This window comes from Halomonas campaniensis, assembly GCF_014193375.1.
GTDB lineage: Bacteria > Pseudomonadota > Gammaproteobacteria > Pseudomonadales > Halomonadaceae > Halomonas > Halomonas campaniensis.
Map to the genome: position 1 here is coordinate 144,324 of NZ_JACHZF010000009.1, position 21,294 is coordinate 165,617.

Consider the following 21,294-nt stretch of genomic DNA (forward strand, 5'->3'; position numbering starts at 1 on the left):
CCCATCATGGCCACTGCACAGGGAGCGCCCCCATGAGCCAGTTCTTCCAGATCCACCCCGATAATCCCCAGAAGCGCCTCATCGACCAGGCGATCCAGATCATCCGCGACGGTGGGGTGATCGCCTATCCGACCGACTCCGGCTATGCGCTGGGCTGCCACCTCGGTGACAAGAAGGCCATCGAGAAGATCAAGTGGCTGCGTTCCCTGGACGACAAGCACAACTTCACCCTGGTCTGCTCGGACCTCTCCGAGATCGGCACCTACGCCAAGGTGGACAACGCCGTCTTCCGCCTGCTCAAGGCGCACACGCCCGGCGCCTATACCTTCATCCTCAATGCCACCACCGAGGTGCCGCGGCTGCTGCTGCATCCCAAGCGCCGCTCCATCGGCGTGAGGGTGCCGGACCACCGCATCACCCTGGCACTGCTCGAGGCGCTGGGCGAGCCGCTGATGAGCGTGACCCTGATCCCGGTGGGCGAGGAACTGCCCATGACCGACGCCGAGGAGATCCGCGAGCGCTTCGGCGCCCACCTGGACCTGATCATCGACGGCGGCGCCTGCCACCTGGAGGCCACCAGCGTGGTGGACCTGCGCGACCTGCCGCCGACGATCCTCCGCGAGGGGCGCGGCGACGTGGCGCCGTTCCGCGAGTAACCGCCCCGCGCCGCCGGCCTGAGCCGGCGGCGTCGCCTCGCCCTCCTTACCCTTATTTCCTCTCCTTCCCCTTGCGGGCCTGCCACCAGGCCGCCTGCTCCTCCTCGGAGAGGTGCGGGTCGGGGGTGTCCTCGTCGAGCCAGGTGCCGCACTTCAGGCAGTAGAGGGCGCCGCGCTCGTGGCGGTCGTGGCCGCATCCCGGGCAGGCCTCGTCGGAGTAGCGCTCCTCGCGGATCGAGCGGATCACCTGGGCGGAGAAGACCCCGGTGGGCACGGCGATGATCGAGTAGCCGATCAGCATCAGCATCACGGTGATCGCCTGGCCGATGGGGGTGGCCGGCACGATATCGCCGTAACCCACCGTGGTCAGGCTGACGATGGCCCAGTAGATGGACTGGGGGATGCTGGTGAAGCCGGCCTCGGGGGACTCGATCAGGTACATCACGGCGGCGAAGATGGTCACCACCATGAAGATGGCGAAGAAGAACAGGAAGATCTGGCGGATGCTGCGCCTGAGCGCATCCATCAGCAGGCGCCCCTCGCCGACGAACTGCATCAGCCGCAGCACGCGGAAGATCCTCAGCACCCTCAGCAGCCGCACGATCACCAGCGCGTGGGCGCCGGGCAGGATCAGCGTCAGCCAGGTGGGCAGGATGGCGATCACGTCCACCACCCCGTAGAAGCTGCGCAGGTACTGCATCGGGCGCTCGAGGCAGTAGAGGCGCACCGCCAGCTCCAGGGTGAAGGCAATGGTGAACCCCCACTCCATCCAGAAGAACAGGGTGCCGTAATCCGCCCGCAGGCTCTCGATGCTTTCCAGCATCACCACCAGCACGCTGGCCAGTATCAGCACGATCAGCGCGATATCGAAGCCCTTGGCCGCCGGCGTGTCCGACTCGAAGATGATATGGAAGGCCCGGGTGCGCAGGCCCTCGCCACCGGGTTTGAACTCGAGCGTCATGGCAGGTTTCCTTGGACGGGTCGGGAGGGGGGGTCAGGCGAGGTCGCGGTCAGCGGGCAGCCGGCGGGCCAGGCGCAGGGCGGCGAGCCCGAAGGCCGGCGTCGGCCAGTCGGGCGCGTCCAGGCCCCGGGCCAGCTCCCGGGCCTCGGGAGCCCGGTCGGCCAGCGGCGCCAGCGCCTCCCGGGCGGCCTCCCGCCAGGTCGGCTCGCCGGTGTCCGCCAGGGCATCCAGGGCCACCACGGCGCGATGCAGGAGGTCGGCGGTGCTGTCGCCCCCGGGTAGCGTCCAGCCCCCGGCCAGCAGCGCACCACCCCGGGCGGCCTTGCTGGTATCCGAGGGGCGCAGGGGCACCGACTCGGCCAGCGCCTCGGCCAGCGACCAGAGGGCGTCAGGCGCGCCGGCCTTGAGCTCCAGCTCCAGCTCGCGGATGGCCACCCGGCGCTCGCCGGCGAGGATCTCACCCTCGTCCAGGGCCAGCTCGATGCGGCTGCCCGCATGGGCGATCTCGCGAGTCTCGCGGCGGAAGTCGGTGGTGAAGCGGGGCGCGAGCCGGGCGAGCACCTCGTCGCCCAGCGCGGCCGGCGGCAGCCCCGCCAGGCCCTCGAGGTCCAGCCCCGGGCCGGGCACCTCCCACTCCCATTCGCCGCGGGTGGAGAGCCCGCCGCCGCCCTGGCCGCGGGTCTTCACCGTCTGCAGCACCCGACCGTCGACCCGGCGCAGGCGCAGCGCCATCCGCGCACGCTCCAGCGCCCCGTCCGGGGTGTCGAAGTAGGTGTTGCCGAGGTGGGACACCCGCACCGGCAGCGCCGCCAGCAGCGGGTGGCGGCGCAGCGCCGCGGGGCCGTCCTGGCCCAGCGCCAGCTTGAGCTCTATCTCCTGACTCATCGGATTGCCACCTCGATCGGGTTACGTCTGGATGATTTTTTCATGACGGAGCGGGGTGGGGTCACTATACTGTCGCCGCCATTTCCCAAGGGCACACGACGCCAATGGTAACTCCCAACCCGTTTTCCGCGATGTTCGGTCGCTCGCCATTCCAGCCGCTGCTGACCCATATCGTCAAGGCCAACGAATGTGCCGACCAGCTGCTGCCCTTCTTCGAGGCCACGCTGGCCGAGGACTGGGACGAGGCCGGCCGGATCCGCGAGTCGGTCACTCGCCTCGAGCACGAGGCCGACGAGCTCAAGACCGACCTGCGCCTCAACCTGCCCAACACCATCTTCCTGCCGGTCTCGCGCACCGACATCCTCGACCTGGTCAGCGTGCAGGACAAGATGGCCAACAAGGTCCGCGACATCACCGGCATCATGCTCGGCCGCAGGATGCGGGTCCCCGAGCCCCTGGCCGAGCCGATGCGCGACTACATCCGTACCGCGGTGGCCTGCGTGGCCCAGTCGCGGGAGGCCATGGAAGAGCTCGAGACCCTGCTCGAGTCCGGCTTCGGCCGCAACGTCTCCGACGTGATGCATCGCCTGATCCGCGAACTGCACGTGCTCGAGCACCAGGCCGACAGCCAGCAGATCGACATCCGCCGCCGGCTCTTCGAGCTGGAGAGCGAGCTGCCGCCGGTGGACGTGATCTTCCTCTACAAGATCATCGACTGGGTCGGCGAACTCTCCGATCGCGCCGAGCGGGTGGGCAGTCGCCTGCAGATCCTCACGGCCCGCTGACTCCTCTTGCGTGATGCGCCCGGCGATCCCGGGCGATCTCGCGCACGCCACTCCCGACAAGCCACATAGGACGAACTCCCTATGTCGATCATCGCGCAGCACGGCGAAATCTTCATCATCCTGGCCTGCCTGTTCGGCTTCTTCATGGCCTGGGGTGTCGGTGCCAACGACGTGGCCAACGCCATGGGCACCTCGGTGGGCTCGAAGGCCATCACCATCAAGCAGGCGATCCTGATCGCCGTGGTCTTCGAGTTCCTCGGCGCCTGGCTGGCCGGCGGCGAGGTCACCTCGACCATCCGCGGCGGCATCGTCGACCCGGCCCTGCTCGAGGCCGACCCCCAGTTCCTGGTCTACGGCATGCTCTCGGCGCTGCTGGCGGCGGCCATCTGGCTGCTGATCGCCTCGGCCAAGGGCTGGCCAGTCTCCACCACCCACTCCATCGTCGGCGCCATCGTCGGCTTCGGCGCCGTGGGCCTGGGCATGGAGGCGGTGGCCTGGGGCAAGGTGGGCACCATCGCCTCGAGCTGGCTGATCTCGCCGCTGCTGGCCGGCACCATCGCCTTCGTGCTCTTCAGGTCGGTGCAGCACCTGATCTTCGAGTCCCACGAGCCCTTCGCCGCGGCCAAGCGCTACGTGCCGGGCTACGTCTTCCTGGTGGGCTTCATCGTCGCCATGGTCACCCTGACCAAGGGGCTGAAGCACGTGGGGCTGGACCTCAGCTTCGGCCAGAGCTTCCTGCTCTCCCTCCTGATCGGCGTGGCGATCATGGGGGTGGGCATCGTCATGCAGCGGCGCATCAAGTACGAGCGCCGTGCCGACGACCACTTCGGCTTCAGCAACGTGGAGCGGGTGTTCGGCGTGCTGATGATCTTCACCGCCTGTGCCATGGCCTTCGCCCACGGCTCCAACGACGTGGCCAACGCCGTCGGCCCGCTGGCGGCGGTGATCAGCGTGGTGCGCAGCGACGGCGTCATCGACAGCGCCGCCCTGGTGCCCTGGTGGGTGCTGGTGCTGGGCGGCGGCGGCATCGTCGTCGGCCTGGTCACCTATGGCCACAAGGTGATCGCCACGGTGGGCACCGGCATCACCGAGCTGACCCCGAGCCGCGGCTTCGCCGCCACCCTGGCCGCCGCCACCACCGTGGTGCTCGCCTCGGGCACCGGCCTGCCGATCTCCACCACCCACACCCTGGTGGGGGCGGTACTGGGGGTGGGGCTGGCCCGTGGCATGGCGGCGCTCAACCTGGGCGTGATCGGCACCATCGTGATGTCCTGGCTGATCACCCTGCCGGCCGGTGCCGGCCTCTCCATCCTGTTCTTCTTCACCTTCAAGGGGATCTTCGGCTAGCCGCCGGCACCCCCTGCCAGCATCGGGCCCGCGCTGTCGCGGGCCCGGTCGCTTTCCGGGGCGGTGCCGCGGCTTTCCCCGCTCTGCTATCCTCGACTCTCGTTTCCCTGCAATCATCGCCCCCGGAGAGAGGTCCTTGGACACACGCTTTCCCTTCGTCGACTGGTTCCGCAACTCGTCGCCCTACATCAACGCCCACCGCGGGCGCACCTTCGTCATCCTGATCGAGGGCGAGGCCATGGCGCGAGGGCGAGGGGAGCAGCTGATCCAGGACCTGGCGCTGCTGCATACCCTGGGCGTGCGCCTGGTGGTGGTGTTCGGTATCCGCCCCCAGGTGCAGCAGGCGCTGGACGAGGCCGCCATCGTGCCGGGCCTGCACCAGGGGCGCTGGATCGCCGACGCGCCGGTGATGGCCTGCATCGAGCGGGTCGCCGCCGAGCAGCGCCTGTGGCTGGAGGCGCGGCTGTCGCTGGGGCTGCCCAACACCCCGATGCACGGGGTGGAGCTCACCGCGGTCTCCGGCAACCTGGTGATGGCCAAGCCGCTGGGGGTCCGCGAGGGGGTCGACTTCGACCGCAGCGGCGAGGTGCGCCGGGTGCGGGCCTCGGCCATCGAGGGGCTGCTGGAGAAGGGCTCGCTGGTGGTGCTGCCTCCGCTGGGCTTCTCCAGCACCGGCGAGGTGTTCGATCTCAACGCCTCCGACGTGGCCCAGCACGCCGCCATGGCGCTCGGCGCCGACAAGCTGATCCTGCTCGGCGAGGCCAGCGGCCTGTTCGACGCCAGCGGCCAGCTGCAGCGGCAGCTGACGCCGGCCGAGGCGGAGCCGCTGCTGCGCCAGGCCGCCCCCGGCAGCGAGCTGTCGCGCCACCTGGAGGCGGCCTGCGCCGCGGCCCGCCACGGGGTGGCGCGCACCCACCTGCTCTCCTGGCACGACCACGATGCCCTGCTCGGCGAGCTGTTCACCCGTGACGGGGTGGGCACCATGATCACCCAGCACCGTTACGAGCAGCTGCGGCCGGCGGAGCTGGCCGACATCGGCGGCCTGCTGGAGCTGCTCGAGCCCCTGGAGCGCCGCGGCATGCTGGTGCCGCGCTCCCGGGAGCGCCTCGAGCACGAGATCGACGACTACCTGGTAATCGATCGCGACGGCATGATCATTGGCTGCGCCGCCCTGCATGGCTTCGGCGATGCCGAGATGGGCGAGCTGGCCTGCGTGGCGGTGCATGACGACTACCGGGGCGGCAGCCGCGGTGAGCTGCTGCTGGCCGAGATCGAGCGTCGGGCGCGGCGCATCGGCCTGTCGGCGCTCTTCGCGCTGACCACCCACACCACCCACTGGTTCTTCGAGCATGGCTTCCGCCTGGCCGACATCGATTCGCTGCCCCCGCTCCGGCGTGACACCTACAACCACGCCCGCAAGTCGAAGATCCTGGTCAAGTCGCTGGGCTGAGCCCGGCGGCCGGCCGTGGGGCCTCACGCCAACCCCGCAGGAGGGAGTGCCAGCGCCATGTCCGAATCGCCTTCCCTGATCGGCCGGCAGCGGGCCGCCGGCGATCCCCGCACCCTGGGCCTGGCCCTGGGCCGGGCGGGGCGTCGCGCGGTCCATGAGCACCTGCTGCCCAGCGCCGACTGGGCGGCGGTGATGGACCCGGCGCACCGTGGCCACCTGGCGCGCATGGCCGACACCACCCGCCGCCACTTCCCGGCCATCTGGGCCGAGCTGGAGGGGCTCGCCGAGGGCCTGGGACTGGCCCTGGAGAGCGTCTTCGCCTGGAACTGCCGGGGCGACCTGCTGGCCAGCGTGCCGGATGGCTGCACCACCCTGGTGGTGCCGGGGAAGAGGCCGCTGATCGCCCACAACGAGGACGGCCTGCCATGCCTGCGCGGGCACTGCTTCCTGTTCGAGGCCAGGCTCCGGCAGGGGGGCGGGTTCACGGCCTTCTGCTACCCGGGCTCGCTGCCCGGCCATACCCTGGCCATCACCCGGGGTGGCCTGGTGCAGGCGGTCAACAACCTGCGCCTGAGAGGCGTCTCACCGGACGTGCCGCGCATGGTGCTGGGCCGGGCGGTGCTCGACCAGCCCGGCCTGGACGAGGCGCTCGCGCTGCTTCGCCGCCACCCCGGCAGCGGCGGCTTCCACTTCACCCTGGCGGCCCCGGGCGGGGGTCGGATCGTCAGCCTCGAGTTCGGCGGGGGCGAGGTGTCGGTCCGCCCGGTGGAGGCCCCGCTGGTCCACGCCAACCATGCCCTGCACCATCGTCGGGGGCTCGCCAGCCAGGTCATCACGGCCTCCTCCGCGGACCGCCAGCGCCGTGGCGAGGCCCTGATCGAGGCGGGCATCCTGGCGCCACTGGCGATCCTGCATGACCGGCAGTCCGCGGGCCTGCCGATCCTGCGCCTGGACCCCGAGGACCCGGATCACGAGAACACCCTGGCAACGGCGGTCTTCGAACCGGGCCCCGACGGGGTGGCGTGGCGGCTGTATGACCGGCCGGACGCCGCTCCGGTCCATGCCGGCTTCCACCCCCGCCACCCCGCTGGCTGAGGCGCCGACGCGCTTCCTGTCGCTCATGAGCGTCGGCCGCTGTCGCGATGTCTCCATTTGCCAACGTTTCAACCCCTTGTCTGTAAAGAGCTTTTCTAAAGGCAGGAAAAACCTGTCGCCAGTTGGCAACGAAAATGGCCGTTCCACCCCCTCTCGAGCCCGTCATTTCGTCCCCTGTTCCCCCATGCCACTTTCTGACCACTTTTAATCTGTTGAAAAGTAAGGCTTTCAGGGTTTTCTGGCACGGCTATCGCAATAGTCAGGGTGAGCAACGGAAGCGGTTCACTACGGCTCGAACCGCTTTCGATCGCCAAGGGAGTTCGGGCAATCACTGCCCTGTGCGCCCGGCCCCCGAAGCGATCAGCGTCTGCTCCTAGCGATGTGTGACTTAAGGTTGCGATGAGACGGGTACCGACGCGGTCAAGGACGTGTACCTCAAAGGGCAAGGATGCTCTGGCATGGATGCCTCTCCCCCACGGCTTCGGCCTCACGGGGGATCGAACAGCGCAGCATCGCCTCCGGCCCGGCCGGGGCGGTGGTGCCAGGAACGAAGCAGGGCGGTGTACCACGCATGGTTCGCCACCCGCATGTGAGACCAGCCCCTGGTGGCAGATGGCCTTACATGGCTTCGGGGCCTCTGGCCCATGGCAAGACAGGCGTGCGCACCGACCAGGCGGTCGAACGGCTCTCTTTCCAACCCTTCAGTTCCCTGCGTATTGGGCCGGCTCTGCCGGCCCTTTTTTTCGCCGCACCCGGCCGGGGAGCGGAGAGGAGGAGCGCCGATTGGCAGAACTCTGGTATCCTGAGGGCGACAAGATGGCGGCTTCTCCCGCTGGCCCGCCGCGAACCTTCCTGCAAAGAACGCTGGTCATGACCACCCGTGTGTCGCGTCGCTGGCGCCCTCGCTCGTTGCTGCAGCTCGTGCTGCTCGCCTTCCTGGTGGTGATGCTGCCGCTGGGGGTGCTGATGTTCCAGGCCGGCCAGGCGCTCTCGGAGCTGTCGCGCCTGGCGGATGTCAGCGCCCGCCAGGCCGTGGAGGAGACCCGGCGTGCCCGTACCCTCGGCGCCCTGGCCCTGGAGATGGAGCGCAGCGCCCGCCAGTACGCCGTGGTCGAGCAGGAGAGCCTGCTGGAGATCTATGACGAGCGGCTGCTGGAGTATCGTCAGCTGCTCGCCCAGCAGCGCGAGCTGCTGCCCAACGACCCCGACGTGATGGCCCTCGAGGCACAGCTGGTCGACCTGGCCCGCCTGCCGGGCCTGGAGCTGGAGGAGTTCGAGGCGCGTCTCGACCTCTTCCCGCCCTTCGCGCAGCGCACCGAGGCGATGCGCCGCGCCACCAACCGCCATATCGACAACCGCATCGAGACAATCCGCGAGCGTGCCGAGTCGGTGCAGGCCCGGCTATGGTTCCAGACCGGCGCCCTGGTCTCGGCGAGCCTGGTGCTGATGCTGCTCTTCTCCTGGCTGATCATCCGGCCGGTACGCCAGCTGGAGCGGCGGATCCTGGGGATCGGCAGCGGCACCCGCAGCCAGAAGGTCAAGCCGGTCCAGGGTCCCGCCGAGCTGATCCAGCTCGACCAGCGGCTCGACTGGCTCGCCTCGCGCCTCGACGAGCTCGAGGCCGAGAAGCAGCAGTTCCTGCGCCACATGTCCCACGAGCTGAAGACCCCCCTGGCCAGCGTGCGCGAGGGCTCCGCGCTGCTGGCCGACGGGGTGGCCGGCGACCTCTCGCCGCGCCAGCTGGAGATCCTCGAGCTGATCGATGCCAGCGGGGGCGAGCTGCAGCGGCTGATCGAGCAGCTGCTCGACTACAACCTGCTGCAGCACAGCCAGGTGGAGTGCGAGACCATCGACCTGGCCACCGTGGTCAAGGAGGTGCTGGCCAAGCACCGCCTGGCGCTGGACAGCAAGGGCATGCGGATCGACACCTTCGACGGCCCCCTGGCGTGGACGGTCGACCGCACCGCCACCGTCCGCATCCTCGACAACCTGATTTCCAACGCCATCGCCTACGGGGCGGATGGCGGCGACCTCGAGATCCGTGCCCGGCGCTACCGCGATCGCCTGGAGGTCGAGGTGGCCAACAGCGGCGAGCCGATCGCCGAGCAGGACCGCCCGCGGCTGTTCGAGGCCTTCTACCAGGGGCAGGCCCGCCGCAAGGGCCCCCTCAAGGGCTCCGGCATCGGCCTCTCGGTGGCCGCCGACTGCGCCCGCCTGCAGGGGGGGCAGCTGGCACTGGTCGACGACCCGCGCCTGGCCGTCTGCTTCCGCCTCACGCTGCCGCGTCACGCCCCGGCATCGGACGTGGCCACCGACGACACCTCGACGCTCGCCGGAGAAGCGAGCCTTCACGCAAGGAATTGACGACATGCACCTTCGCCCCCTGCTGGTCTGCCTGGCGGCCACCTGGCTCGCCGGATGCGAACTGTTGCCCGAGGCCCCGTTCGGCCAGCCGGCCAGGTCGTCCTCCACCACCTCCGCGGCGGCCGCGGCCACGGGCTGCCATGCCGGCATGCCCGGCTTCGCCAACGAGGAGTGCCTGCTGAACGACTGGGTGGCCTTCGGCCTCGCCTCCCAGCGCGGCAACCGCGCCTGGCGCGATGCCATGCTGTCGCGCCTGGAGGGCCCCGGTGCCGAACGGCGCCTGGCCCGCGCCGTGGCCCTGGCCTGGGGCAGCGAGGGCGAGTGGGACCGGGCCTCCGAGCTCTACAAGGCCGACCTGCATGCCGCGCCGGTTGAGCTGCAGCCGCTGCTGCGCTACTGGCTCAACGAGCTGGAAGGGCGCCGCGCCATGGCCGGGCGTCTCGCGACCTCCAACCAGGCCCTCGCCGACCTGGAGGAGCAGACCGCCGCCATGGAGGAGGAGAACGCCGCCCTGGCCGAGAAGCTCGAGGCGCTCACCGCCATCGAGCAGAGCATCAACCTGCGACAGCAGAACGAATGATGGGAGACGACACGTGAAGCATCCGACCCCCCTGCAAGCGCGAACCCAGGGCGCCCGCCTGCCCGGCGCGAGGGCGGCCGGCCATCGTGCGGCCGGCCCCCACATCCTGCTGGTGGACGACGACGTCAGCCTGCTCAAGCTGCTCGGCATGCGCCTGGAGAGCCGCGGCTACCGCGTGACCACCGCCGAGAGCGGCCGCGAGGCCCTCAAGGTGCTGGACACCGACCGCCCCGAGCTGGTCCTCACCGACCTGCGCATGGACGAGATGGACGGCCTGGCACTGTTCCAGGAGGTCCAGCGCCAGGCCCCCGGCCTGCCGGTGATCCTGCTGACCGCCCACGGCTCGATCCCCGACGCCGTCAGCGCCACCCGCCAGGGGGTGTTCAGCTTCCTCACCAAGCCGGTGGACCGCGACGAGCTGTTCGCCGCCATCGAGGAGGCCCTGGCCCAGGCCCCCGGCCAGGTCGCCGAGGGCGACGAGTCGTGGCGCGCGGCGATCATCACCCGCAGCCCCGAGATGGAGCGCATCCTCGAGCAGGCCCGCATGGTGGCGGCCTCCGACGTCAGCGTGCTGGTCACCGGCCCCTCTGGCTCGGGCAAGGAGCTGCTGGCCAACGCCATCCACAAGGCCAGCCCCCGGGCCGGCAAGCCCTTCGTGGCGATCAACTGCGGGGCCCTGCCGGAGCAGCTGCTGGAGAGCGAGCTGTTCGGCCACGCCAAGGGCGCCTTCACCGGGGCGGTGAGCGAGCACCAGGGGCTGTTCCAGGCCGCCGACGGCGGCACCCTGTTCCTCGACGAGATCGGCGACATGCCGCTGCCGCTGCAGGTCAAGCTGCTGCGCGCGCTGCAGGAGCGGCAGATCCGCCCGCTGGGGTCGACCACCTCGGTGCCCATCGACGTGCGCATCATCTCGGCCACCCACCGCGACCTCGACCGGGCCATGCGCGAGGGGGAGTTCCGCGAGGACCTCTATTACCGCCTCAACGTGGTCAACCTGCGCCTGCCCGCCCTCAAGGAGCGCGCCGAGGACGTGCCGCTGCTGGCCAAGCACCAGGTGGCCCAGGCCGCCGCCCGCCACAAGCCCTTCGTCAAGGGCTTCTCGCCGGAGGCCCTCAACCTGCTGGCGGCCAGCGCCTGGCCCGGCAACGTGCGCCAGCTGGTCAACGTGGTGGAGCAGTGCGTGGCGCTGACCAGCTCGGCGATGATCCCCGAGGCGCTGGTGGCCCAGGCCCTGGCCGCCGAGGACAACGCCCTGCCCACCTTCAACGATGCCCGCGCCGCCTTCGAGCGCAGCTACCTGATCAAGGTGCTCAAGATCACCGAGGGCAACGTCACCCAGGCGGCGCGCATCGCCGGGCGCAACCGCACCGACTTCTACAAGCTGCTGGCCCGCCACGACCTGGAGCCGAGCACCTTCAAGCCGGCCGCCCGCCACGCCGAGGAGTAGCCCTCGACGCCTTGCCGTCTTGCCGCCCGAACGAAAGCGCCCCCTGCCGGAGCAGGGGGCGCGGGAGCCACGAGACGCGCCCGTGGCGCTTGCGGGTCGGCGCTGCGGCCTTACTTCGGCAGCTTGGTCTTGCGCAGGTACGGGAAGATGGTCTCGAACTCGCCGAACTTGGCCTTGGCGTCCTCGTCGGAGACCGACGGCGGGATGATCACGTCCTGGCCCACGGTCCAGTCGGCGGGGGTGGCCACGCCCTTGCTGGTGGTGGCCTGCAGGGCGTCCAGGGCGCGCAGCACCTCGGCGAAGTTGCGGCCCACGGTCATCGGGTAGGTCATCGAGAGCTTGAGCTGCTTGTCCGGGCCGATGATGAACACCGAGCGCACGGTGGCGCTGTCGGCCGGGGTGCGGCCGTCCGGCAGGTAGGCGTCGGCCGGCAGCATGTCGAACAGCTTGGCGACCTTCAGGTCCTCGTCGGCGATGATCGGGAAGCCGACATCGCAGCTGGCATAGCTTGAGATGTCGTTGATCCACTTCTTGTGATCCTCCACGCCATCCACCGAGATGCCGATCACCTTGGTGCCGCGCTTCTTCCACTCCTCACTGAGCTTGGCGACGGCGCCGAACTCGGTGGTGCAGACCGGGGTGAAGTCCTTGGGGTGAGAGAAGAGGATCGCCCAGCTGTCGCCGATCCACTCGTGGAAGCGAATGGGGCCCTGGCTGGTGTCGGCCTCGAAGTCCGGTACGACATCATTGATACGCACTGACATGGTCTATCTCCCTGGTCGGGTGGGCGATGCCTCCCCGGTCGGCCGGCGGTCGGGCTCGGGGAGGCGTCTGGTTCCTTGACGTATCAGGCATGGAGCCCGGTGCGTCAAGGTGTCGTTGGGAACAAGCTTAGTTATCATCAGTTGGAATATACATATTCCAAAATCTATCAATTCGATGGGCTACCCGAGCGAGGCAGGTTGTCGCATACCGCTTGTCGCTTGACCTCGAGCTCGATCCGCCCCTCGCCCAGCCGGGCGGTCACCGTCTGGCCGGGCGAGGTCTCCCCGGCACGGCGGATGACCTGGCCCTGCTCATCCTCGAGGATCGCGTAGCCCCGCCCCAGCACCGCCAGCGGGCTGACCGCCTGGAGCTCCCGGGCCACCGCCGCCAGGCGCTGCCGATGCAGGGCCAGCGCCCGCGGCATGGCGGCGTGCAGGCGATCCCGGGCGCCGGCCAGCCGCTGGGCGGCCTGCTCCCGCTGGCGTCCCGGCGGGTGGGCGGCCAGGCGCTGGCGCAGGTGATGCGCCCGACGCCGCTCGGTGGCGAGCCGGCCCTGCATGGCACGGGCCAGGCGTCCCTCCAGCTGGGCCAGGGTAGTGCGCTGGCGCGCCAGCACCTCGTCCGGGTGGCGCAGGCGGGCGCGCAGGTGGTCCAGGCGCTGCCCCTCGCGATCGAGCCGCCCCTGGGTGGCGCGCCGCACGCGCCCGGCCAGCACCGCCAGGCGCTGGTCGAGGTCGTGTCGGTCGGGCACCAGCTGCTCCGCCGCGGCGGACGGGGTGGGCGCCCGGGCATCGGCGGCGAAGTCCGCCAGGGTGACGTCCACCTCGTGGCCCACCGCCGACATCACCGGCAGCCGCGAGTGGAAGATGGCGCGGGCCAGGTGCTCGTCGTTGAAGGCCCACAGGTCCTCCAGGCTGCCGCCGCCGCGAGTGATCAGGATGGCGTCCCGGGCCGGGTCCAGCGCCTGCTGGCGGTTGAGCAGGCCCAGGGCGGCGATCATCGCCGGCGCGGCCTCGCGGCCCTGCACCGGCACCGGGATCAGCGTCACGCTGGCCAGCGGCCAGCGGGCGGTCAGCACCGCCAGCACGTCGCGGATCGCCGCCCCGGTGGGCGAGGTCAGCACCAGCAGGTGGCGCGGCGGGCAGGGCAGGGGGCGCGCATTGGCGAACACGCCCTCCTCGGCGAGCCGCGCCTTGAGCCGTTCGAAGGCGGCCAGCAGCTCGCCGACGCCAGCCGCCTGCACCGCCTCGACGATCAGCTGGTAGTCGCCGCGGGGCTCGAAGATCGACAGCCGACCCCGCACCTTGACGAGGTCACCGTCGCGCATCGGGGCGCCGACGAAGCGCGCCCGGGCGCGGAACAGCGCACAGCGCAGCTGCGCCCGCGCGTCCTTGAGGGTGAAGTAGACGTGTCCCGAGCCCGGCCGCGAGACGCCGGAGAGCTCGCCCTCCACCCACAGCTCGCCAAAGTCGCGCTCCAGGGTCTGGCGCGCGCGGCGGTTCACGTCGCTGACGGAGAGGGCCTGGGGGGAAGTCGGGGAGGGGGTGTCGGGGTCGAACAGGGACATGCGGGGCTCGCAGGACGGTTTGCCCAAGCCTACCACGTCCGTCGCCGGGCGCCGTAACGACGTGCCGCCGGGCACGGGGCCCGGCGGCAGTTCGGTCTTCTCGGGAGGGCGATGGCGGGGGTCAGTCGTTGGCACCCACCGCGTCGCGGGCCGCTTCCCAGGCGCGCTGGGCGTTCTCGCGGGTGGTCTCCCAGGCGCGCTCGGCCCCTTCCTGGGTGGTCTGCCAGGCGCTCTCGGCGCCCTCCTGGGTCTGCAGCCACGCCTCGCGGGAGCGCTCGCGGGCCCGTTCCCACCAGTCATCGCTGTAGACGGGGTAGCCCTCGATCTGCTCGGCGCTCGCTTCCAGCATCACGCGGTGCTCGGTGTCGCCATCGTCGTCGCGGTGGGTGGTCAGGGTGAACTGGCCGGGCTCGACGATGAACTCGCGACCGCCGAGTCCCAGCACGCTGCCGCTCTCGACCACCAGGGCGGTGACCTGCATTGCCTCGTCGAAGAGGATGTCCTCGACCTCGCCGACCCGCTCGTCGGGGTCGCGGGTGAGGTAGACATCGGCGTCCAGAATGTCCTCGGCGGAGTAGAGGCCCTGGGGCTCGTAGGCCGGCTGGGCCTGGGCGCCGAGGGCGAGGCCGCCGGACAGCACGGCAACGGCGAGGGTCAGTGTCTGCTTGCGCATCATGTCGTCACTCCTTTCCTTGGGTGGGCTGACTGACACCTAACACCCTAGCCGAGGGGCGACGGCCTGACAGTTATTCCGTGTGTGCCAATGTAGTCGCCGGTTACCCGCTCGAGACACGTCTACCCCGTGACGGCACCCGCCCTTGGCCGTTATAATGGTCGATTAACTTCACCTCCCTCCTTCCCACCAGCTCACTGGGTGTTGCCGATTATGCTACGTATGGCCCAAGAAGCTCTTACGTTCGATGACGTATTACTCGTGCCCGGCTACTCGGAGGTCCTGCCCAAGGACGTCAGTCTCCGGACCCGCCTGACCCGCGACCTCTTCCTGAACATTCCGCTCGTCTCCGCGGCCATGGATACCGTGACCGAGGCCCGCCTGGCCATCGCCATGGCCCAGGAGGGCGGCATCGGCATCATCCACAAGAACATGACCATCGCCCACCAGGCGGCCGAGGTGCGCAAGGTCAAGAAGCACGAGAGCGTGATCGTCAAGGACCCGGTCACCGTGGGGCCCAAGGCCAAGCTGGCCGACCTGCTGGCCATGGCCGAGGAGCACGGCTTCTCCGGCTTCCCGGTGGTGGAAGGCGAGACCCTGGTGGGCCTGGTCACCGAGCGCGACATGCGCTTCCAGCCCAACCACGGCGACAGTGTCTCCGACATCATGACCCCCCGCGACCGCCTGGTCACCGTGCCCGAGGGCACGGGCCTGGATGTCATCAAGGCCAAGATGCAGGAGCACCGCGTCGAGAAGATGCTGGTGGTGGACGACCGTTTCCACCTGCGCGGCCTGGTCACCTTCAAGGACATCGAGAAGGCGCGCACCTTCCCCCATGCCGCCAAGGACGGCGACGGCCGCCTGCTGGTCGGCGCCGCCGTGGGCACCGGCCCCGAGACCCCGGACCGCGTGGCCGCCCTGGCCGAGGCCGGCGTGGACGTGGTGGTCGTCGACACCGCCCACGGCCACTCCAAGGGCGTGATCGACCGGGTGCGCTGGGTGAAGGAGCACTTCCCGCAGATCCAGGTGATCGGCGGCAACATCGCCACCGCCGCGGCGGCGCGTGACCTCGCCGAGGCCGGCGCCGATGCGGTCAAGGTGGGCATCGGCCCCGGCTCCATCTGCACCACCCGGGTCGTCGCCGGCGTCGGTGTGCCGCAGATCACCGCGGTCTCCAACGTCGCCGCGGCCCTGGAGCCCTTCGATATCCCGCTGATCGCCGATGGCGGTATCCGCTTCTCCGGCGACCTGTCCAAGGCGATCGCCGCCGGCGCCAGCGCGGTGATGGTCGGCGGCCTGCTGGCCGGCACCGAGGAGGCCCCGGGCGAGATCGAGCTCTACCAGGGCCGCACCTACAAGGCCTACCGCGGCATGGGCTCCATGGGCGCCATGTCCCAGAGCCAGGGCTCCGCGGACCGCTACTTCCAGGACAAGAATGCCGGTGCCGAGAAGCTGGTGCCGGAGGGCATCGAGGGCCGCGTGCCCTACAAGGGCATGATGGGCGCCATCGTCCACCAGCTGATGGGCGGCCTGCGCGCCTCCATGGGCTATACCGGCTGCACCGACATCCAGGAGATGCGCACCAAGCCGGAATTCGTGCAGATCACCGGGGCCGGCTTCGCCGAGTCCCACGTGCACGACGTGCAGATCACCAAGGAAGCCCCGAACTACCGGGCGGGGTGATCCCGCACACCGATCTGACGCGGCGGGGGCAACCCCGCCGTTCGCTTTTGGATCCGGCTTGCCGCCATACCGAGACGCTTTCATGACCGATATTCACGCCCACAAGATCCTGATCCTCGACTTCGGCTCCCAGTACACCCAGCTGATCGCCCGCCGCGTGCGCGAGATCGGTGTCTACTCCGAGATCCGCGCCTTCGACATCACCGAGGCCGAGATCCGCGAGTACAACCCCAACGGCATCATCCTCGCCGGCGGCCCGGAGTCGGTCACCGAGCTGGGCTCGCCCCGCGCCCCCCAGTGCGTGTTCGAGATGGGCCTGCCGGTGCTGGGCATCTGCTACGGCATGCAGACCATGGCCGAGCAGCTCGGCGGCGCCGTGGAGGGCTCCCACGTCCGCGAGTTCGGCTACGCCCAGATCCGCGTCGACGAGCCGACCGCGCTGTTCCGCGACATCTCCGACCATATCGACCACGCCACGGGCAAGAGCCTGCTGGACGTGTGGATGAGCCACGGTGACAAGGTGGCCAGGGTGCCCGATGCCTTTACCGTCACCGCCTCCACGCCGAGCTGCCCCATCGCCGCCATGGCCTGGGAGGAGAAGCGCTTCTACGGGGTGCAGTTCCACCCCGAGGTGACCCACACCCTGCAGGGCCAGCGCATCCTCGAGCACTTCGTGCTGGAGATCTGTGGCGCCGAGCGCCTCTGGACCCCGGCCCAGATCATCGAGGACCAGATCCATCGCGTTCGCGAGCAGGTGGGCGACCGCCACGTGCTGCTCGGCCTCTCCGGCGGCGTCGACTCCTCGGTGGTGGCGGCCCTGCTGCACAAGGCGATCGGCGACCAGCTGACCTGCGTGTTCGTCGACAACGGCCTCTTGCGCAAGGCCGAGGGCGATCAGGTGATGGAGACCTTCGCCCGCCACATGGGCGTGAAGGTGATCCGCGTGGATGCCGAGGAGCAGTTCCTCTCGCGCCTCGAGGGCGAGGCCGACCCCGAGGTCAAGCGCAAGATCATCGGCAACACCTTCATCGACGTCTTCGACGCCGAGGCCGCGAAGATCGAGGGCGTCGACTTCCTGGCCCAGGGCACCATCTACCCGGACGTCATCGAGTCCGCCGCCGCCAAGACCGGCAAGGCCCACGTCATCAAGTCCCACCACAACGTGGGCGGCCTGCCTGAGACCATGAAGCTCAAGCTGGTGGAGCCGCTGCGCGAGCTCTTCAAGGACGAGGTGCGCAAGCTCGGCCTGGAGCTCGGCCTGCCCTACGACATGGTCTACCGCCACCCCTTCCCGGGACCGGGCCTGGGCGTGCGCATCCTCGGCGAGGTGAAGAAGGAGTACGCCGACATCCTGCGCGATGCCGACGCCATCTTCATCGAGGAGCTGCACCGCGCGGACTGGTACCACAAGACCAGCCAGGCCTTCGCCGTCTTCCTGCCGGTGAAGTCCGTCGGCGTGGTCGGCGACGCCCGCCGCTACGAGTGGGTCATCGCCCTGCGCGCCGTGGAGACCATCGACTTCATGACCGCCCGCTGGGCCCACCTGCCCTACGAGCTCCTGGAAACGGTCTCCAACCGCATCATCAACGAGATCACCGGCGTCTCCCGCGTCACCTACGACGTCAGCAGCAAGCCGCCCGCGACGATCGAGTGGGAGTGAGTGCCACCAAAGATTGACCCTCCTGTCAGTCAGGGGGCCTACCAATGGGTAGGCCCCTTTTTTTGCATTTCGTTACAGGGTTCGTTGTACTGAAGCTAACGTCACTTGAGATGACCGCCAGTGGCAAGTGGTAATGGACTAAGGATCTGTCGAAGGGAGGTGGCATGCGGGTCTATCACGCCTATCGGAGCCGGACGGTACCATGCTTTAGAGGGCGCTGGGTGGGCAAGAGGTATGGATAGAAGCATCCTCCATCGGCAGTTGGCCCCGGAAGCCTGGCATCAACCAGGCCTGTCACCGCTCAACAAGCTCATCTGTATCCTGATCCTGCTGGCCTCGCTGGTTGCCATCCTCGAGACCGAGCCGAATGTGCGCCGTTTGATACCGGGGGTGCTCTCCTTTCTCGAGGTGGTATTCGTCTCACTCTTCATCTTAGAATATCTGCTACGCCTCTATGTGGCAGGAGAAGATCCACGGTATCGCGGAATTGGCGGCCGCATACGCTATGTCTTCTCCATCTGGGCCCTGATTGATCTAGTGGCCATCCTGCCTTTCTTCTTGGGCTTTCTCACTCATAGCAATGCCTTTCTGCTGCGGTTGCTACGCATCCTTCGCATATTGCGCCTTTCGCGTCTGGGACGATTCAGTCGAGCTTGGTCGGCACTGGCCGAAGCCCTGAATGCTCGTGTCCATGAACTTCTTCTCAGCGTAGGAGTGGCAGCCCTACTGTTGTTGTTTTCTTCTGCCTGCCTCTATGTGGTGGAAGCCGCAGAACAACCTGAGGCATTTGGCAGCGTACCGAGGGCCCTTTGGTGGAGCATCGCCACACTGACCACCGTGGGCTATGGCGACGTCACACCTATTACCGCCCTTGGCAAGATATTTGCCGGCATGACCGCCATAGCAGGCATTGGCATCATTGCTATGCCAACCGGTATCTTGGCCGCTGCGTTCAGTGATGCCTTTCAAAATAATGATAATACGCAAGGAGAGTGACAATGGAACGGCCTGATTTCGCAAAGCGTGGAGATGTAGCACGACTGATTCCCGTCGTTGCAGATACCAATCGCGAGCAACGTGCGGCATCTGTACTGCTTGCTGCTCTGCGTGGGGTGCATGAGTTCCGACAGCAAATGCTTCTTTCCCTGGGAGTGCGAGTGGGAAGACGTGCCATATTGGGAGCCTGGACCGAGATCGTTTTGGAAGCCGATCCCGGCGTGCCCAAGAGTGACCGCCCAGATGGGTTGATCTTACTGCAGACTGGGCGCAAGTCATGGAGTGCCTTGGTCGAGGCCAAGATCGGGAATGCTGAAATTGGCGAAGAGCAGCTTAAGCAATACCTTCAGCAGGCAAAGAAACATAAAGTGGATGCGGTGATTACCGTCACCAACCAATTTGTTGCCATGCCCTCGCATCATCCAGTGAAAGTGCCAAAATCGATGCTCAAGGGTGTTGAGCTATATCACTGGTCTTGGATGTATGCAGTAACTCAGGCAACGTTGCTATTGGAGTCCGGCGAAATCACTTCGCCAGATCAGCGATTCTTACTGGAAGAGGTGCTGCGTTACCTCGGCCATGAATCCAGCGGCATCTCTCGTTTTGACAGCATGAACCGCGAGTGGAAAGAGGTGGTCGGCAAGGTAAAGAGTGGCGCCGTATTGGGCAAGGGAAGCGAGGAGGTGGAGAACACCGTCTCGAGCTGGCACCAAGAGCAGCGAGACCTTTGCCTCGTGATGAGCCGCAAGCTGGGCAGGCCGGTAAAGCTGAAGCTGCCCAGGGCCCATCGTACAGATCCTGTGAAGCGGCTGAAGGACGATTGTGAGGTGCTGTCTAAGGAGAAGGTGCTCAATTGCTGTTTGGAAGTGCCTGATGCCGCCACCGATCTGGACGTAACAGCTGATCTGACCAAGCGAACTATTGTCTGCTCTATGCGCCTCTCTGCGCCGCAGGACAAGAAGCGTAGCACCGCGCGTGTAAACTGGCTTACTAGGCAGTTAGCCAAGGCTGAAACGGAAAACATGTTCGTCAAGGCGGTTCGGCCTGGCCGTGCCGAGGAGACCCAGAAGCCACTCGCCCAGGTAATCGAGGACGCGGCAATCATTGAGTCCTCGACAACCAATGTGGTGCCTAGTGCCTTCGAAGTGTTCTATATGGCTGATCTCGGCCATCGCTTTGCCGGCAACAAGATATTTATCGAAGAGTTGGAAAAAGCGGTGCCGCATTTTTACCAGCAGGTCGGGCAAAGGCTCAGGGCTTGGGTCGCCCCCCCGCCTCGGCTGCACCGGAACGACCCAGTCAACAAGAAAGGCGATGTTGATGATGAAGAGTCGGAGGCAAGAAAAGCGAATGAAGAAGGTTTGAATTCGGCGGAATAAGAGGGGCTGGGAATAGCCGCCAATGCGCAAATGATTGGGAAGGCCGTCCGTCATTCCGCGAGCCTCACCACCAGCATTTATAGTGATATGGAGTCCGCTTGCTCGCCTTCGGTATCACCTATTCCCTTCTTCTGATTCTCTTCGGCCTGTGCGCCGAGGCGCGCTGGCGCGTCGGCGGGGCGGTGGCGGTGCTGCTGCTGGCGGGGCTTGTCGGCTATGCCACCTGGCTCTTCGTGGTGCTGGCGCTGGGCTATGTGGCGCTGACCGCCTGGATGCGGGGGCAGCGGCTGCCGCCCTGGCTGCAGGCGGCGAGAATCGCCGTCTGGCTGGTGGCCAGCACCGGCCTGGTGCTGCACGCCTGGCCGGGGTACGACGGGCTGGCGCTGGCCGAGGGAATGGTGTGGAAGGAGGGCAGCCTGCCCACCGGCCTCTACTTCAACCACGACAAGGTGCTGGTGGCCTGGGCGCTGCTCGGGTGGGTGCCGCTGTTCGGGCGCAGTCTGTCTCCACCCGGGCCGTTGCCGCCCTGGGCGCTGTCGCTCCTGGTGGCGGGCGGGGTAGGGCTGCTGATGGCGCTGGCCGCGGCGCTGGGGCTGATCGACTGGCGGCCGGGCCTGCCCGCCGGCTTCTGGGTCTTCGCCGTCGCCAACCTGCTCAACACCTGCGTGGCCGAGGAGCTGTTGTTCCGCGGCATGCTGCAGCGCTGGCTGATGGCCCGTTGGGGCGTCGCTCTGGCCCTGGTGGCGTCCAGCGCCCTGTTCGGCATCGCCCACCTGGCGGGCGGTGGCGCCTTCGTGCTGGTGGCCTTCGGTGCCGGGCTGCTCTATGGCCTGGTCTATCTCTGGACCGGGCCGATGCCTGTCAAGATTGTTGGAACCTGGAATCAGGCGGCTTCTAATCGCTGATGCGTTGAACCAGCGGGTCTTCCTGGTCCGGGTTCAGCCAGACCGTCCGGCGCGGTGTCCAGTTCCGAGTGGAACCGCTCCACCGACCGGGATGTT

Annotated in this window: 18 protein-coding genes; 13 read left to right on the forward strand and 5 right to left on the reverse strand. The window is 68.1% G+C overall.

Annotation, left to right across the window (positions count from 1 at the left end; translation table 11 throughout):
* Positions 1–32: 32 nt before the first annotated feature.
* Positions 33–656, forward strand: coding sequence for an L-threonylcarbamoyladenylate synthase (locus BDK63_RS07840; RefSeq protein WP_183330807.1), 624 nt, complete (start codon positions 33–35; stop codon positions 654–656).
* A 52-nt stretch (positions 657–708) separates the two neighbouring features.
* On the opposite strand, the gene BDK63_RS07845 is transcribed toward BDK63_RS07840, so the two are convergent.
* Together BDK63_RS07845 and BDK63_RS07850 are read right to left on the reverse strand one after the other, a co-directional pair.
* On the reverse strand, positions 709–1,617 hold the full coding sequence (locus BDK63_RS07845; RefSeq protein ID WP_183330808.1) for an ion transporter: 909 nt from the start codon (positions 1,615–1,617) through the stop codon (positions 709–711).
* 33 nt (positions 1,618–1,650) lie between these two features.
* A complete protein-coding gene (locus tag BDK63_RS07850; RefSeq protein WP_183330809.1) occupies positions 1,651–2,502 on the reverse strand; it encodes a CYTH domain-containing protein in 852 nt (283 codons plus the stop codon).
* A 104-nt stretch (positions 2,503–2,606) separates the two neighbouring features.
* On the opposite strand from BDK63_RS07850, the gene BDK63_RS07855 reads away from it, so the two are divergent.
* The 7 genes from BDK63_RS07855 to glrR all read left to right on the forward strand — a co-directional run bounded on the left by BDK63_RS07855 (position 2,607) and on the right by glrR (position 11,570).
* Positions 2,607–3,287 carry a TIGR00153 family protein gene (locus BDK63_RS07855; RefSeq protein WP_183330810.1) on the forward strand — a complete coding sequence of 227 codons (681 nt, stop codon included), beginning with the start codon at positions 2,607–2,609 and terminating at the stop codon, positions 3,285–3,287.
* 81 nt (positions 3,288–3,368) lie between these two features.
* The gene (locus tag BDK63_RS07860; RefSeq protein WP_183330811.1) at positions 3,369–4,634 is read left to right on the forward strand and encodes an inorganic phosphate transporter; all 1,266 of its coding nucleotides are present in this window, start codon (positions 3,369–3,371) and stop codon (positions 4,632–4,634) included.
* Between the two features lie 136 nt (positions 4,635–4,770).
* Entirely contained in the window at positions 4,771–6,084 is a 1,314-nt protein-coding gene (gene argA / locus BDK63_RS07865; RefSeq protein ID WP_183330812.1) for an amino-acid N-acetyltransferase, read from the forward strand.
* 57 nt (positions 6,085–6,141) lie between these two features.
* Positions 6,142–7,179, forward strand: coding sequence for a C45 family autoproteolytic acyltransferase/hydrolase (locus BDK63_RS07870; protein ID WP_183330813.1), 1,038 nt, complete (start codon positions 6,142–6,144; stop codon positions 7,177–7,179).
* An 870-nt stretch (positions 7,180–8,049) separates the two neighbouring features.
* Complete coding sequence (locus BDK63_RS07875) at positions 8,050–9,543, forward strand: sensor histidine kinase (RefSeq protein ID WP_183330814.1); 1,494 nt, start codon at positions 8,050–8,052, stop codon at positions 9,541–9,543.
* 4 nt (positions 9,544–9,547) lie between these two features.
* Positions 9,548–10,123 carry a hypothetical protein gene (locus BDK63_RS07880; protein ID WP_183330815.1) on the forward strand — a complete coding sequence of 192 codons (576 nt, stop codon included), beginning with the start codon at positions 9,548–9,550 and terminating at the stop codon, positions 10,121–10,123.
* 58 nt (positions 10,124–10,181) lie between these two features.
* A complete protein-coding gene (gene glrR, locus BDK63_RS07885) occupies positions 10,182–11,570 on the forward strand; it encodes a two-component system response regulator GlrR (RefSeq protein ID WP_183330833.1) in 1,389 nt (462 codons plus the stop codon).
* 110 nt (positions 11,571–11,680) lie between these two features.
* Here the strand turns inward: glrR and BDK63_RS07890 are convergent, their stop codons facing one another.
* From BDK63_RS07890 to BDK63_RS07900, 3 genes are all read right to left on the reverse strand, one after another.
* Positions 11,681–12,334 (reverse strand): peroxiredoxin, encoded by a 654-nt coding sequence (locus BDK63_RS07890; protein ID WP_183330816.1) that lies wholly within the window; start codon positions 12,332–12,334, stop codon positions 11,681–11,683.
* Positions 12,335–12,501: 167 nt separating this feature from the next.
* On the reverse strand, positions 12,502–13,902 hold the full coding sequence (xseA, locus tag BDK63_RS07895) for an exodeoxyribonuclease VII large subunit (RefSeq protein ID WP_183330817.1): 1,401 nt from the start codon (positions 13,900–13,902) through the stop codon (positions 12,502–12,504).
* A gap of 121 nt (positions 13,903–14,023) precedes the next feature.
* A complete protein-coding gene (locus BDK63_RS07900) occupies positions 14,024–14,578 on the reverse strand; it encodes a PRC-barrel domain-containing protein (protein WP_343065290.1) in 555 nt (184 codons plus the stop codon).
* Between the two features lie 210 nt (positions 14,579–14,788).
* On the opposite strand from BDK63_RS07900, the gene guaB reads away from it, so the two are divergent.
* From guaB to BDK63_RS07925, 5 genes are all read left to right on the forward strand, one after another.
* The gene (gene guaB, locus BDK63_RS07905; protein ID WP_183330819.1) at positions 14,789–16,258 is read left to right on the forward strand and encodes an IMP dehydrogenase; all 1,470 of its coding nucleotides are present in this window, start codon (positions 14,789–14,791) and stop codon (positions 16,256–16,258) included.
* An 82-nt stretch (positions 16,259–16,340) separates the two neighbouring features.
* Positions 16,341–17,918: a glutamine-hydrolyzing GMP synthase gene (gene guaA / locus BDK63_RS07910; RefSeq protein ID WP_183330820.1), complete on the forward strand. Its 1,578-nt coding sequence runs from the start codon at positions 16,341–16,343 to the stop codon at positions 17,916–17,918.
* A gap of 234 nt (positions 17,919–18,152) precedes the next feature.
* Positions 18,153–18,914, forward strand: a complete 762-nt coding sequence (locus BDK63_RS07915; RefSeq protein WP_183330821.1) for an ion transporter — start codon at positions 18,153–18,155, stop codon at positions 18,912–18,914.
* A 2-nt stretch (positions 18,915–18,916) separates the two neighbouring features.
* Positions 18,917–20,293 carry a hypothetical protein gene (locus BDK63_RS07920; protein ID WP_221202551.1) on the forward strand — a complete coding sequence of 459 codons (1,377 nt, stop codon included), beginning with the start codon at positions 18,917–18,919 and terminating at the stop codon, positions 20,291–20,293.
* 98 nt (positions 20,294–20,391) lie between these two features.
* Positions 20,392–21,198 (forward strand): CPBP family intramembrane glutamic endopeptidase, encoded by an 807-nt coding sequence (locus BDK63_RS07925; protein ID WP_183330822.1) that lies wholly within the window; start codon positions 20,392–20,394, stop codon positions 21,196–21,198.
* Positions 21,199–21,294: the final 96 nt, after the last annotated feature.

Excerpts from the sequence above, each read along its gene's own strand:
- BDK63_RS07840 (WP_183330807.1), top strand. The coding sequence starts at position 33 with ATGAGCCAGTTCTTCCAGATCCACCCCGATAATCCCCAGAAGCGCCTC.
- BDK63_RS07845 (WP_183330808.1), bottom strand. The coding sequence starts at position 1,617 with ATGACGCTCGAGTTCAAACCCGGTGGCGAGGGCCTGCGCACCCGGGCC.
- BDK63_RS07850 (WP_183330809.1), bottom strand. The coding sequence starts at position 2,502 with ATGAGTCAGGAGATAGAGCTCAAGCTGGCGCTGGGCCAGGACGGCCCC.
- BDK63_RS07855 (WP_183330810.1), top strand. The coding sequence starts at position 2,607 with ATGGTAACTCCCAACCCGTTTTCCGCGATGTTCGGTCGCTCGCCATTC.
- BDK63_RS07860 (WP_183330811.1), top strand. The coding sequence starts at position 3,369 with ATGTCGATCATCGCGCAGCACGGCGAAATCTTCATCATCCTGGCCTGC.
- BDK63_RS07870 (WP_183330813.1), top strand. The coding sequence starts at position 6,142 with ATGTCCGAATCGCCTTCCCTGATCGGCCGGCAGCGGGCCGCCGGCGAT.
- BDK63_RS07875 (WP_183330814.1), top strand. The coding sequence starts at position 8,050 with ATGACCACCCGTGTGTCGCGTCGCTGGCGCCCTCGCTCGTTGCTGCAG.
- BDK63_RS07880 (WP_183330815.1), top strand. The coding sequence starts at position 9,548 with ATGCACCTTCGCCCCCTGCTGGTCTGCCTGGCGGCCACCTGGCTCGCC.
- BDK63_RS07890 (WP_183330816.1), bottom strand. The coding sequence starts at position 12,334 with ATGTCAGTGCGTATCAATGATGTCGTACCGGACTTCGAGGCCGACACC.
- xseA (WP_183330817.1), bottom strand. The coding sequence starts at position 13,902 with ATGTCCCTGTTCGACCCCGACACCCCCTCCCCGACTTCCCCCCAGGCC.
- BDK63_RS07900 (WP_343065290.1), bottom strand. The coding sequence starts at position 14,578 with ATGATGCGCAAGCAGACACTGACCCTCGCCGTTGCCGTGCTGTCCGGC.
- guaB (WP_183330819.1), top strand. The coding sequence starts at position 14,789 with ATGCTACGTATGGCCCAAGAAGCTCTTACGTTCGATGACGTATTACTC.
- guaA (WP_183330820.1), top strand. The coding sequence starts at position 16,341 with ATGACCGATATTCACGCCCACAAGATCCTGATCCTCGACTTCGGCTCC.
- BDK63_RS07915 (WP_183330821.1), top strand. The coding sequence starts at position 18,153 with ATGGATAGAAGCATCCTCCATCGGCAGTTGGCCCCGGAAGCCTGGCAT.
- BDK63_RS07920 (WP_221202551.1), top strand. The coding sequence starts at position 18,917 with ATGGAACGGCCTGATTTCGCAAAGCGTGGAGATGTAGCACGACTGATT.